This window comes from Microbacterium sp. (assembly GCF_035687345.1).
Taxonomy (GTDB): Bacteria; Actinomycetota; Actinomycetes; order Actinomycetales; family Microbacteriaceae; genus Microbacterium.
In genome coordinates, this window is the sequence record NZ_DASRXZ010000133.1 from 1 (window position 1) to 13,025 (window position 13,025).

At 71.0% G+C, this 13,025-nt stretch carries 13 protein-coding genes; 2 read left to right on the forward strand and 11 right to left on the reverse strand.

The annotated features are described in order from the left end of the window. The 4 genes from VFF97_RS15640 to VFF97_RS15655 form a co-directional block, all read right to left on the reverse strand. Positions 1-1,674, reverse strand: a 1,674-nt coding sequence (locus VFF97_RS15640; protein ID WP_325034428.1) for a glycoside hydrolase family 3 protein, incomplete at its 3' end; no start/stop codon positions are given. After that, positions 1,671-2,537 carry a carbohydrate ABC transporter permease gene (locus tag VFF97_RS15645; RefSeq protein WP_325034429.1) on the reverse strand — a complete coding sequence of 289 codons (867 nt, stop codon included), beginning with the start codon at positions 2,535-2,537 and terminating at the stop codon, positions 1,671-1,673. The genes VFF97_RS15640 and VFF97_RS15645, both read right to left, overlap by 4 nt. 1 nt (position 2,538) lies before the next feature. Further along, positions 2,539-3,525: a sugar ABC transporter permease gene (locus VFF97_RS15650; protein ID WP_325034430.1), complete on the reverse strand. Its 987-nt coding sequence runs from the start codon at positions 3,523-3,525 to the stop codon at positions 2,539-2,541. A gap of 19 nt (positions 3,526-3,544) precedes the next feature. Beyond that, positions 3,545-4,876, reverse strand: a complete 1,332-nt coding sequence (locus VFF97_RS15655; protein ID WP_325034431.1) for an extracellular solute-binding protein — start codon at positions 4,874-4,876, stop codon at positions 3,545-3,547. A 144-nt stretch (positions 4,877-5,020) separates the two neighbouring features. On the opposite strand from VFF97_RS15655, the gene VFF97_RS15660 reads away from it, so the two are divergent. Continuing rightward, the gene (locus tag VFF97_RS15660) at positions 5,021-6,226 is read left to right on the forward strand and encodes an ROK family protein (protein WP_325034432.1); all 1,206 of its coding nucleotides are present in this window, start codon (positions 5,021-5,023) and stop codon (positions 6,224-6,226) included. Positions 6,227-6,336: 110 nt separating this feature from the next. Continuing rightward, positions 6,337-6,738 (forward strand): hypothetical protein, encoded by a 402-nt coding sequence (locus VFF97_RS15665; RefSeq protein WP_325034433.1) that lies wholly within the window; start codon positions 6,337-6,339, stop codon positions 6,736-6,738. 25 nt (positions 6,739-6,763) lie between these two features. Here the strand turns inward: VFF97_RS15665 and VFF97_RS15670 are convergent, their stop codons facing one another. The 7 genes from VFF97_RS15670 to VFF97_RS15700 form a co-directional block, all read right to left on the reverse strand. Then, positions 6,764-7,081 (reverse strand): ATP-dependent DNA ligase, encoded by a 318-nt coding sequence (locus VFF97_RS15670; protein ID WP_325034434.1) that lies wholly within the window; start codon positions 7,079-7,081, stop codon positions 6,764-6,766. Positions 7,082-7,178: 97 nt separating this feature from the next. After that, positions 7,179-7,805: an alkylhydroperoxidase domain protein gene (locus tag VFF97_RS15675; RefSeq protein ID WP_325034435.1), complete on the reverse strand. Its 627-nt coding sequence runs from the start codon at positions 7,803-7,805 to the stop codon at positions 7,179-7,181. Further along, positions 7,802-8,401: a CMD domain protein gene (locus VFF97_RS15680; RefSeq protein ID WP_325034436.1), complete on the reverse strand. Its 600-nt coding sequence runs from the start codon at positions 8,399-8,401 to the stop codon at positions 7,802-7,804. The genes VFF97_RS15675 and VFF97_RS15680 overlap by 4 nt, the downstream gene beginning before the upstream one ends. Then, positions 8,398-9,450: a putative FMN-dependent luciferase-like monooxygenase gene (locus VFF97_RS15685; RefSeq protein ID WP_325034437.1), complete on the reverse strand. Its 1,053-nt coding sequence runs from the start codon at positions 9,448-9,450 to the stop codon at positions 8,398-8,400. Before VFF97_RS15685 ends, VFF97_RS15680 begins: the two co-directional genes overlap by 4 nt. After that, on the reverse strand, positions 9,447-11,075 hold the full coding sequence (locus tag VFF97_RS15690; RefSeq protein WP_325034438.1) for an ABC transporter ATP-binding protein: 1,629 nt from the start codon (positions 11,073-11,075) through the stop codon (positions 9,447-9,449). Before VFF97_RS15690 ends, VFF97_RS15685 begins: the two co-directional genes overlap by 4 nt. Further along, complete coding sequence (locus VFF97_RS15695) at positions 11,072-12,025, reverse strand: ABC transporter permease (protein ID WP_325034439.1); 954 nt, start codon at positions 12,023-12,025, stop codon at positions 11,072-11,074. The genes VFF97_RS15690 and VFF97_RS15695 overlap by 4 nt, the downstream gene beginning before the upstream one ends. Beyond that, positions 12,022-13,014, reverse strand: a complete 993-nt coding sequence (locus VFF97_RS15700) for an ABC transporter permease (RefSeq protein WP_325034440.1) — start codon at positions 13,012-13,014, stop codon at positions 12,022-12,024. The genes VFF97_RS15695 and VFF97_RS15700 overlap by 4 nt, the downstream gene beginning before the upstream one ends. Between the last annotated feature and the right edge of the window lie 11 nt (positions 13,015-13,025).

Sequence of the window (13,025 nt, forward strand, 5' to 3'; positions counted from 1 at the left end):
CGTGGCGATCGTGGGTGTACCCGTGCCGATGACGGCCTCGAGCAGGTCCTGCTGCGCTCCGGGGAGGCTCAGATCGGCGGCGTCGCAGCCCTCGCCGCTCGTGCCCCGGCCGAACAGCCCGGCCCGGTCGCCGAGGGCGACGATCGCGACGTCCGCGGCACGCACGGCGTCGAGCGCCTCGTCGAAGTCGCGCTCGCCGCCGTCGACGCTCGTGCCCTGCACGTACGTGATCTCGGCGTCGGGGAACTCCGCGCGCAGCGACTCGAGCAGCGTCGGAAGCTCGATCCCGTCGCCGAACTCGGGGTGGTGGATTCCCACGTGCAGCGGGAACGAGTAGCAGCCGAGCACCGCGTACGGATCGTCGCCGTTCGGTCCGACGAGTGCGATGCGCTTCGGCGAGCGCAGTGGCAGCGTGCCGTCGTTGCTCAGGAGCACGATCGCGCGCTCGGCGAGCTCGCGCGCGAGCGCGCGGTTCTCGGCCGGGTCGAGGTCGACCGAGCCGCGCACATCATCGGCCGTCGCACCTTCGCGTCCTTGCAGCACCGGCGGGACGTATCCGGACTCGCCGTCGAGCAGCCCCAGCTCGATCTTCTGTGCGAGCACACGGCGCAGCGCGCGGTCGATGAGCGCCTCCGGCACGACGCCGTCGCGCACGGCCTCGACGAGAGCGGGGCCGAAGGTCTTGCGACCGGGGAGCTCGACGTCGATGCCCGCCTTGAGCGCCTGGTGCGCCGCGTCGGTCCAGTCCGCGGCGGTGCCGTGCTGGGTCACGAGGAACGCGATCGCGAAGTAGTCCGCAACGACGGTGCCCTCGAAGCCCCACGTGTCGCGCAGCAGCCCGGTGAGCAGCGACTCGTCGGCGGCGGACGGCACGCCGTCGATGTCGGTGTACGAGTTCATGACGCTGCGCACGCCGCTCTCGCGGATCGCCATCTCGAACGGAGGCAGGATCACGTCGGCGAGCTCGCGACGGCCCATCGACACCGGGGCGAGGTTGCGGCCCGCCTTCGAGGCCGAGTAGCCCGCGAAGTGCTTGAGCGTCGCGACGACGCCCGCCGACTCGATGCCCTTGATGTACGCGGTCGCGGTCGTGCCGACGAGGTACGGATCCTCGCCGATCGTCTCCTCGACGCGGCCCCACCGGGCGTCGCGCACGACGTCGAGCACGGGGGCGAGGCCCTGGTGGACGCCCATCTTGCGCATGTCGGCGCCGATGCGCGCGCCCATGCGCTCGACGAGGTCGGGCGACCACGTGGCACCCCACGACAGCGGCACCGGATAGGCGGTCGCACCCCACGCGGCGAAGCCCGCGAGGCACTCCTCGTGCGCGAGGGCGGGGATGCCCAAGCGGGACTCCGACACGATGCGCTGCTGCGTGCGCAAGAGCGACACGGCGCCGGCCGCCGGGTCGACCGGGACGGTGCCGTACGTGCGCGTGAGCTGCCCCAGCCCGAGCGGTGCGACGTCGGCGAGATCGACGTCTTCGGTCATCTCGTTCTGGTTCGGCGCGACCTCCGCCCCGTCGTTCGACGCGGCGATCCAGATGCCGTACAGCTGCGCGATCTTCTCTTCCAGCGTCAGCTCGGCCACGAGGGCGTCGACGCGCCGGTCGACGGGGAGCGCGGCATCACGCCACGCCTCGATCGCGGCCTCGGTCGAGGCATCCGTCGTCATCCCTTCACCGCCCCCTGAAGACCGCCGACGATGCGCTTCTCGGCGAGGGTGAAGAAGAGGATCGCGGGAAGCATCGCGAGCGAGGTGTACGCGAGCACGCCTGTCGTGTCCTGACCGTAGGCCGTCGAGAAGAACTGCACGCCGAGTGGCAACGTGTAGTCTTCGGGGCGCGCGCCGCCCGCCTGCAGCACGAACAAGGGCAGGAGGTACGCGTTCCAGCTGCCGACGAACGCGAGCACGCCGACCGTCATGAGGCCGGGCATCGACAACGGCAGCATGATGCGCCAGAAGAACCCGATGCGCGACGTGCCGTCGACCACCGCCGCGTCTTCCAGCTCGCCCGGGATGGCGCGCAGGAAGGGCACGAGGATGATGATCGTCGTCGGAAGCGCGAAGGCGACCTGCGGGATGATGAGACCCCACCACGATCCGAACAGGTTCAGCTGCCGCAGCAGGACGGTCAGCGGAAGGATCGAGATCGTGAGCGGGAACAGCAGCCCGGTGGTGAACAGCGCGTAGAGGAAGTTGCGCCCCCGGAAGTCGTAGCGCGCGATCACGAACGCCGCCATGACGCCCAGCAGCATGACGCCGAGCGTCGTGCCGAGCGCGGTCACGGTGCTCGCGAGCACCTGGTTCCAGAAGCGCGGGTCGCTCAGGATGCGCGCGTAGTTGTCGATCACCCACGGGTTCGGGAGTCCCGCGGGGTCGGCGAAGAAGTCCGGGTTCGTGCGGAAGCCGGCGATCGTGACGTACAGCACGGGGCCGATCGCGATGGCGGCGACCACGAGCGCCACGACGTAGACGACGGGCTGGCTCCAGTCGATGCCGCGCTTGCCCGCGCGGTGCTCGAGTGCGGCGGTCATGTCAGCGCACCCCCGTCGTGAGGGCGCCCTGCAGGTCGCGACGCAGCGCGAAGCGCTGGTACACCAGGGCGACGACGAGCGAGATGAGGAACAGCACGACCGCGACGGCGCTGCCGTAGCCGATCTGCGTCACGTTGAGGCCGTATTCGACCATGTACACCGCCATCGTGGAGGAAGCGTGGAGGGGTCCGCCGCCCGTGACGATCCACACGAGGTCGAACAGCTGCAAGGAGCCGATGATCGACAGGAACGCCCAGATGCGGATGGTGGGCCCGAGCAGGGGCACGGTGATGTGCCATTGGGTCTTCCACCAGCCGGCGCCGTCGAGTGCGGCGGCTTCGTAGAGGTCTTCGGGGATGCCCGCGAGCCCGGCGAGCATGAGGATGATCGCGAGGCCGAGGTACTTCCACGTGAGGATGCCGAACATCGTCCACATGACGACGTTGGGGTCGGCGAGCCAGGCCGGCGGGTTCTCGATGCCGATCATCCGCAGCCACGTGTCGATGGGCCCGTACCGTGCCGGCGGGACGGACTGGAGCATGATCTGCCACGCGAGACCGGCGGTCACCTCGCTGAGCACATACGGCACGAAGATGAGCGCGCGCAGCAGCCCGCGGAACCGCAGGCGCCGGTTCATGAGGAGCGCGACGAGGATCGCCAGCGGCCCTTGGATGAGCAGCGACAGGAACAGGATGAAGAAGTTGTTGCCCACCGAGCGGTGGAACACCGGGTCGGTCAGGACCCGCGCGTAGTTGTCGAAGCCGATGAAGCGTTCGAGGGGCCCGAGGCCGTTCCAGTTGAAGAAGCTGTAGTACGCGGCCAGGACGACGGGGAGGAGGACGAACAGGAGGTAGACGAGAACCGCCGGTCCTGCGAACAGGGTGACCTCGCCCCATTGGCGCCTGCGGGCGCGCGCCGAGCGCTTCCTGGTCCCGACGGGGGCCGGGCCCGCGTCAAGCGCGGGCCCGGCCTCGTTGATTGCGGTCATGAGGTGCGATGTCGCCTTACTACAGGGTCGCGGCCGCGTCGTTCATCGCCTGAGGAACGTCCTCGGGCGAGCCGTTGCCGAACATCAGGTTGACGATGGCGTCGTTCATCGCCTTGCCGATGACGGGACCGTACTGCGTGTCGAGCCACGTCACCACGAGCTCGGCGTTGACCGTGCCCTCGGCGATCTGCTTCAGCACCGGGTCGGTGATGCCGGCCTCGGCACCGGCGACCGTCGGGATCTCTCCGGTCTCGGCGAAGCGGGTCTGCACGTCGACGCTCGAGATGTACTCCAGGAGGTCGAGCGTCTCATCCGGCGCGTCGACGTAGACGCCCCACGCGTCACCCGAGCCGAGCGCGGCGCCGGGAGCACCTGCGGCGCCCTCGATGTCGGGCACGGGCATCCACGCGAGCCACTCGGGTGCGGGCGGGTTGTCGGCCGGAGCGCCCGGGACGAGCTTCGCGACCTCGCCGCGGTGCCACGTTCCCATGAGCTCCATCGCCGTCGACTGGGCCGCGAGCAGGCCCGCCGAGCTGTTCGGCACGCTCTGCGCCGGGGTGCTGGTCGGGTTCTGCTGGAACGGGAGGTCACCCTCGAACTCGTCCATCCACGCCTTGAGGTTCTCGCCCGCCTCGACGAAGCACGGGTCGTCGAACGTCAGGGTGTCCGCCGCCTCCTTGAGCGCATCCTCGGAGCACGTCTTGATCGCGAACTGGTACCACCAGTGCGCGGCAGGCCAGCCGTCGCCCGCGCCGACGCCGATCGGCGCGACGCCCGCGTCGGCGAGCTTGTTGATCGCCTCGCTGAACTCGGTGAACGTGGTGGGCGTCTCGGTGATGCCCGCCTGCTCGAAGAGGTCGGCGTTGTACCAGATGCCCTCGATGCCGAAGCGGAAGGGGATGCCGTACTGCTTGCCGTCGACGTTCCAGCCGGTGCCGGCGCCGCCGATCGAGTCGATGACGTCGGTCAGGCCGCTCAGGTCCTTCAGGTAGCCCGCCTCGACCTGGGACTTGATCTCGCCCTCGGCCCAGACCATGAACAGGTCGGGAGCCGCGTCGCCGCCCGCCTGCAGCGCGTTGGGGATGAGGGTGCGCTGGAGCTCCTCGTTCTGGAACGCCTGGACGTCCACGGTGACTCCGGGGTTGTCGGCCTCGAACTCCGCCGCGACCTCTTCCCAGAAGGACTTCAGCGGCTCACCGGTGCCGTTGTGCCACCACGTGATGGTGACCTCGTCGCCGTTCCCATCGTCGCCGGTGCCTCCGCCGCCGGCCGCACAGCCGGCGAGGGCGCCGATCGCCAGGCCGGTCGCGGCGACGCCCGCGGCGAACCGCAACGTGCTGCGTGTGTTCATCTTCGAACCTCTCGAAAGTTTCGACGGTGTTGTCGAAAGTGATCTGGACGGCTCAAGGATAGGAGTCGGCGGATTTCGAGTCAAGCCCAACATATTCGGCGGTTGCAGGCGTCGGATCGCGCCCACCGCCCCTACAGTGGTCAGGTGGCCGACCGCTCAGGCACCGTCGAAGGGGTGCGACGCGCGAATCTCGCGCGCGTGCTGCAGTTCGCCCACCTCGAGCGCGCCCTCTCGCGGTCGCGATTGACCGCCCTCACGGGGCTCAACCGGTCGACCGTGGCCGACCTCGTCGCCGAGCTCACGGCGCTCGGCCTCACGATCGAGCGTGCCCCCGACCCGTCCCGCCGCGTGGGCAGGCCGTCCCCCGTCGTCGCCCCCGACCCGCGCGTCGTCGCGATCGCCGCGAACCCCGAGGTGGACGCCCTCACGATGGCGGCCGTCGGCCTCGACGGCGGCATCCCGGCACGGCGACGCATCGACGTCGACCACCTCATGTCGCCCGAAGAGGCGGCTCGCCTCATCGCCGAGGTCACGGACGAATGGCGCGGCACGGTCCTGCGCGACGCGCGCGTCGTCGCTGCGGGCGTCGCCGTGCCCGGCCTCGTGCGCGCCGCCGACGGACTCGTGCGCATCGCGCCACACCTCGACTGGCGCGACGCTCCCGTCCGCACGCTCGTCGAAGAGGCGACGGGGCTGCCGACCGCGGTGGGCAACGACGCTTCGCTCGGCGCGATCGCCGAACACCTGTTCGGCGCCGGCCGCGGCATCGACGATCTCGTCTACCTCAACGGCGGTGCGAGCGGCATCGGCGGCGGACTCATCGTGCACGGCATCCCCGTGGGGGGCACGGCCGGCTATGCGGGTGAGTTCGGGCAGAACCGGCCCGGCATCCTCTCCCCCGCCGACCGCCGTGCGGCCGACGGCGTGCTCGAAGACGAGGTGAGCCGAGCGCGTCTGCTGGCCGCCGTGGGCCTGTCCGCCGCCGACGAGCCGACGCTCGCCGCCGCGATCTTCGCGTCGGAGGCACCGGATGTCACCGCCGAGGTCTCGCGCCAGCGACGCATCCTCGCGACCGCTCTCGCCAACGCCGTCAACGTGCTCAATCCGGCCGTCGTCGTCCTCGGCGGCTTCCTCGCGACGATTGCCGAGAGCGACCCGGCGGCGCTGGACGAGTCGGTGCGCGCGCAGTGCATGCCGGCATCCGCTGAAGACCTCGAGATCCGCACGGCCGTGCTCGCAGAAGACCGCCTGCTCATCGGGGCCGCCGAGGCCGCATTCGGAGACCTCCTGCGCGATCCCCTGGCGGGCGATACCACCACAGGCCAGGTGCGCGCGGCGACGGCATCCTGACCGCCTCCACGCGTGCGCGACCCTGTCCACACTGTGGACACCGCCTCCCACGGATGCTCACCAGGTGAAATCTTTCGCCCGTTCAGGCTTTCGCCGCCTAGGGTGAACGCATGGGCACGATCTATTACGGCGGAGCCGGCACCCCGATCCACATCGAAGACCGCGCCCTGGCGCATTTGAAGGTGGTCATCGCCACGAAGCTCCGCCGGAACGAGAGTTTCACCGTGTCGTGGCGCCACCCCGAAGGCGAGCCGCGAGGACGCAGCACGATCTGGCTGCACCCCTCGATCCCACTGCGGTTCGTGTTCGACGACCCCGAGCCCGCACAGCTCAGCCGCGAGTGGATCGAAGAGCTCGCGAACTCGGCGAACTCGTCCGGCGGCATCATGCTCGTGGCCGAGCACTTCGATGCGCCCGGCGCGCCCGCCGTCGACGAGCCTGGGGCGGACGGCGACTCCGGATCCTCCCCCGCACCGGCGGTGACGGCCGAGCAGTCGCGCAGCCTCGCCTGACGGCGCCGCGCGGGGTCGAACCGGGTCAGCCCTCTTCGACGACCGGCTCGTCGGCGGGCTCGGGCACGATCGTGAGCCCGTTGGGCCCGCTCGCGGCCTGCATGAGCTCTTCGACCCACATGCGGTTGATGCGCGGCTGCCGCCCGCCGTAGAAGTGGAACTGCATGGGCACGGACGGGTGCATCCAGAAGCTGCGGCGACCACTGCCGTCGCCCATGTCGACGTCGAACATGAACGCCTCGGAACGGCGCAGCTTGTTCATCACGACGATGCGCAGATGCGCGAGGGAGCGATCCTCGATCTCGACCGAGTTGCCCGACGCGTCATAGATGAACCTGCCCATGCCAGGAGCATAGGCGGCCCAGGGCGCGCAAGCGAAACGCGACGCGGCAGACGGCGCCCCGGCGACGGCTGCGCCGCCCCGGGCGCCGTGTGGTCCGTCAGGCCTCGTCGGGCGGTGCGACGGGACGCCCGAGCGACAGCATGAGCCGGTTCGCCCAGTTGAAGAACGCCGCCCCGTGGATCACGTCCGAGATCTCGAGATCGCCCAAGCCCGCCTCGCGCAGACGCGCGACGTGACTCGGTCCGAAGGCAATCGGCGTCGCGGTGAGGGCGGCCGCGGCATCCGTGATCGCGTTCCACCGCTCGCCGAGGTCGGCCCCCACCCCCTCACCCAGGAGGATGTCGACGAGCTCCGGCCGCTTCGAGAAGTGCGCCGCGAACCGCGCGTGCACCGACGCGCAGAAGACGCACCCGTTCACGCGCGACGCCGCCGCGGCCGCCAGCTCGCGCTCCGCCCGCGGGAGACCCTCGGCGGTGTTGTAGAAGATGTCCTTGTCGACGAGCGTGCGCGCCCGCAGGATCTCGGGATCGCGCGCGAGCAGGCGGAAGTAGTCGCTCGACGCCCGCGCGCGGTCGACGAGTCCGTCGTAGTGGCGCTCGGTGAGCTCGTCGACGGGCAGCGGCTCGAGCCACGGCAGCCAGCCCACCTCGCCGCGCGTGAACGCATGCGGATGCGGCTCGTCGTACGTGAACGTGTGCACCTGGGTCGCGAATGTCTCGCTCATGCGCCGACCTCCTCGAGCACGCGGAGCCCCGCGACGACTCGCTGCTGGAACGCGAGGAACGCGACCAGCTGCGACAGGGTGACGATCCCCGACACGGTCCACCCAGCGTCCAGCAGGCGCTGGAGCGCGGCATCCGCGGCTTCGCGGGGCCGATAGACGAGCAGGTGGGTGTGCTCGAGCGCCGCCGCGAGGCGGTCGCCGAGCTGGGCGCGCGCGTCCTCGGGAACCGAGAACCGCAGCCCGTCGGTGCCCTCGGCGGCAAGTCCCGGTTCGCGATACCGGCCGAACGGACCGGAGGTGCCGGCCCGGTCCGCAAGGGACGCGATGACGGATGCCGCGCTACCGTCCGCGTCCGCGGCGAGTCGCGCGTAGTGGTCGGCCGTGGCATCCGCTCCGGTCAGCCGCGTCGCGAACGCCGCGATGAGTGCGCGCTCGGTCAGCGAGACGTCGGAGTCGTCGACGGGGTCGAAGAGCGCGTCGTAGCTGGCCTGCAGTTGTTCGCGCGTGACGGGACGGATGCTGCGGACGGCGGTGACGACGCCGTCGGGCGCAGCGCCCGTGAGGGTGTCGACGACGTCGACGATGGGGGCGGTCATGCGGTCTCCTTTCCGAGGGATCCTTCGAGGGCGGATGCCAGGCTGCTGTCGCTCGTCGCCCAGCCGAGCTTCGGGGCGACCTCGGTCGCGAACAGCTCGATCGAGCGCAGGACGAAGTCGTGCGGCGCATCGACCGAGTGCACCTGGAACGCGATCTCGTCCGCGCGTGCGAGTGTCTCGTCGGCGGCGAGCGACGCGACCACCTCGTCCGGGGTTCCGAGGTGCGTGTCGAGGGCGACGACGAGCTCGTCGAGCGAGTCGCCGGGGATCGTCTGGCCCGCCCGGCGGAAGCCCTCGGCCGCCCGGCGAAGGCCGACCTCGGCGAAGCGCAGGGCGTCGGCGCGGTCGTCGGCGACGAACACGGTGCGCGAGGCGGTGACGCGAGGCGGGACGCCGGCGGGAAGCGCTTCGAGGTACGCGTCGATGATCGGCTGCTGGATCGCGGCGAGCGACGCGTGCAGGTCGTCGGCGGGACGCGGCTGCGTGCGCGAGAGGAGCAAGCCGTGCCCGTGGACACCCGCGCGCGTGCCGCCCGCCGCCGAGAAGGTCGCCTGCCACACGCGGGCGCCGAGTGTCCCGGCATCCGGATACAGCGTGTTGCCCCCGCCGACGTCCTGCCCCTCGAGCGCGAGGAGGAGCGTGCGGAGCTTCTCGTCGTACACGGCCGCCTTGTCGGAGACGTGCAGGCCGAACGGAATGAACGACGACGGTGTGCCGCCGCTGCCGAGGCCGAGGTCGATGCGCCCGCCCGACAGGAGGTCGGCGACGACCGCATCCTCCGCGACGCGGACGGGATCTTCGAGCGGCAGCGTCACGACGCCCGTGCCGAGGCGGATCTCGCTCGTCGCCGCCGCCGCGTGCGCGAGGAAGACGAAGGGCGAAGGCAGGCCGCCCTCGGCGGCGCGGAAGTGGTGCTGCGCGACCCACGCGCGCTGGACGCCGAAGCGCTCCGCGTGCCGGATCTGGTCGGTCGCGAGGCGGTAGCGCTCGGCGGGGGGCGCGTCGTCGAGGAGTCTCGTGAAGAAGGCGAGAGTGGGGGCGGTGGTCATGCCGCGACCTCCGTTCGTCCGGGCACGGCTGCGAGCAGCTCGCGCGTGTATTCATGGGTGGGGTTGGCGAAGAGTTCCTCGGTCGCGCCCTGCTCGACCACGCGGCCGCGCCGCATGACCGAGACCGTGTGGCTGATGCGACGGACGACCGCGAGATCGTGCGAGATGAACAGGTACGTGAGACCGAGCTCCTGCTGCAGCGACTCGAGCAGCTCGAGGATGCGCGCCTGCACCGTGACATCGAGGGCCGACACCGCCTCGTCGAGCACGACGACGTCGGGGCGGATCGCGAGCGCCCGCGCGATCGCGACGCGCTGACGCTGACCGCCGGAGAGCTCTCGCGGCGTGCGGTCGAGCACGTCGTGCGGGAGAGCGACGCGGTCGATGAGCTCGGCCGCGCGCGCGGCGCGGTCGGCCCGACGGCCCTCGCGGAAGTTGTGCAGCGGCTCCGCGACGATCTGCGCGATGCTCTGGCGCGGGTCGAGCGACGAGAAGGGGTTCTGGTAGACGAGCTGGATGCGACGGCGCAGCTCCCGCACCTCGGAGCGTGAGAGCCCTGCGACGTCGGTGCCGTCGAGGTCGATGCTGCCGGCATCCGGATGCAGGAATCGCGTCACCAGCCGCGCGGTCGTCGTCTTGCCCGACCCCGACTCTCCGACGAGCGCGTGCGTCGTACCGCGGCGCACGCGGAACGACACGTCGTCGACGGCGCGGAACGGCTCCCGCCCGCGCACGGCGAACTCCTTCACCAGTCCGGTGGCCGTGATCGCGTACGGGTTCTCGGCCGCCGCGGCCGATGCGTCACGCAGGAAGAGCGGCGCCGGCGGGCGGCGGAAGCCCGTCTCGAGCGCGGGGGCATCGGCGAGCAGCTGCCGTGTGTACGCGTCGCGAGGACCGGCGAGGATGTCGGCCGCAGGGCCCTCCTCGACGACGCGGCCGTCCTTGAGCACGACGATCCGCTGCGCGCGATCGGCGGCGACCCCGAGGTCGTGCGTCACGAGCAGCACGGACGTGCCCTCTTCTCGGCGCAGGCCGTCGATGAGGTCGAGGATGCGCCGTTGAACGGTCGCGTCGAGTGCGCTCGTGGGCTCGTCCGCGATGATGAGTCGCGGCCTGAGCGCGATCGCGGTCGCGATGAGCACGCGCTGGCGCATGCCGCCGGAGAGCTCGTGCGGATACTGTCGCGAGCGCAGCTCGGGGTCGTCGAGCCCCACGCGCTCGAGCAGCTCGAGCACGCGCGCCCTCACGACCCGCGCGTCGCGCTCGCCGTGCACCCGGAGGATCTCGCCGACCTGCACGCCGATCGGACGCACGGGATCGAGAGACGCGACGGGATCCTGGGGCACGAGTCCGACACTCACTCCGCGCACGGCACGCAAACGGCGCGACGACCACCCCGCGATGTCGACGCCGCCGAGGCGCACCGCACCGCCGTCGACCCGCCCTCCCTCGGGGAGCAGGCCGATGAGGGCGTGCGCGGTCGTGGACTTGCCCGACCCGGACTCGCCCACGAGCGCGACGACCTCGCCCTCGGTGACGTCGAACCCGACGCCGTGCACGACCTCGCGGCGTCCGGAGCGGCCGGCGTACGAGACACGCAGGCCTTCGACGCTGAGCACGGTCATCGCGAGCTCCTTCCGAGCGACTGACTGATGCGGTTGGCGCTCAGCACCACGACGAGCACGACCAGGCCGGGCAGCGTCGTGAGCCACCATGCCGTCGCGACGTAGTTGCGCCCCTCCGCGATGAGCAGCCCCCACTCGGGCGTCGGCGGCGGAGCGCCGTAACCGAGGAATCCGAGCGTCGAGATCGCGAGGATCGCCGTGCCGAACTGGAGCGCCGCGAGGCCGATCACCGCGGTGAGCGAGTTCGGCAGCACGTGCCGACGCAGCACCGAGAAGAACGTCCCGCCGCTGCCGAACGCCGCCTCGACGTAGTCGCTGCGCCGCACGCGCACGACCTCGGACCGCGACAGCCTCGCGAACGACGCGACGCTCACGACGCCGACCGCGATGGCGGCGTTCACCGTCCCGAACCCGAGCAGGATGATCACCGACAGCATGAGCAGGAGCCCCGGGATCGACAACAGGACGTCGACGATCCGCATGAGGATCTCGTCGACGATCCCGCCCACCGACCCCGCGACGACCCCGATGATCGTTCCCGCGGCGAGCCCGACGGTCACCGCGATGAGGGCCCCCGACAGGGAGTGCACCGCGCCGTGCACGACGCGCGCGTAGAGGTCTCGGCCGATCGCATCCGTGCCGAACCAGTGCTCGAGGCTCGGCGGCTGCAGCTTCTCGGCGGGCACCCCGTGGATCGGGTCGTACCCGGTGAACGCCCACGGAATGAGCGCCCACAGCACGGCGATCACGACGACCGCGACGGCGAGCACGAGTGTCCACGACGGGCGACGCCCGCGGGCGAACAGGCGCGCGATCGTCGAGCGCCTCGCGGGTCGGCCGGACTCGGCCGCGGCATCCGCCTCGATCGGATCGGCGACGACGCCGGATGCCTCGTCGCGCGCCGCCGAGCGGACGGCGTCGATCTCGGGGGGAAGGACGGGAGCGGTCATGCGGATGCCTCCACCGGTGTCGGGGCTTCACCGACGGTCGCGGGGCCGGACGCCGTGCGGCGCGAGCCCGAGCGCAGTCGCGGGTCGAGCACGGGGTACAGCAGGTCGACTGCGAGGTTCACGACGATGAACGTGAAGGCCGCGAGCACGACGACGCCCTGCAGCACGGGGATGTCCTGGTTGGCGACGGCCTGCTCGGTGACCCTCCCGATCCCCGTGCGGCCGAACACCGTCTCGGTCACGACCGCGCCACCGACGAGCTCGCCGAACAGCACGCCCGCGATCGTCAGCGTCGGCAGGATCGCGTTGCGCGCGACCGACGTCCACAGCACGCGCGACTCCGATGCGCCCTTCGCGCGGATGACGGTCACGAACGGCTGCAGCCGCACCTCGTCGATCGAGCGGATGAGGATCTGCGCGAGCGGCGCCGAGATCGGCACGGCGAGCGTCAGCACCGGCAAGATGAGGCCGACGACGGGGTCGGCGCCCACGATCGGCACCCAGCCGAGGCCGAACGAGAACACCTGGATCAAGAGGATGCCGAGCCAGAACACGGGGATCGAGACGAACACGCCGGGGATCGCCTGCAGTCCGCGGCGCAGCCACCCGAACGGCGACAGCGTCGAGAGGAACGCGATCACCACCGCCAGGATCGCCGCGACGACGAATCCGATGCCCGCGAGCGCGATCGTCGACGGCAGCGCCTCGCCGATGAGGTCGAGCACGCCCGTGCCGTACTGCGTCGAATACCCGAACTCCCCGCGCAGGTAGCCGGCGAGGGTCGTCAGGTACTGCTGCCACCACGGCGTGTCCACGCCGTAGTTGATCCGGATCTGCTGGATCTGCTCCGCCGTCAGCCCGAGCTCGGGGTTGTCGTACCGGATGAGGATCGCATCCCCGGGCATCAGCTGCAGCAGCAGGAAGGTGACCGTGTAGGCCGCGATCAGCACGATCGCGGCCTGCCCGGCCCGTCTCAGCGCGTAGCGCATCGGCTCAGCTC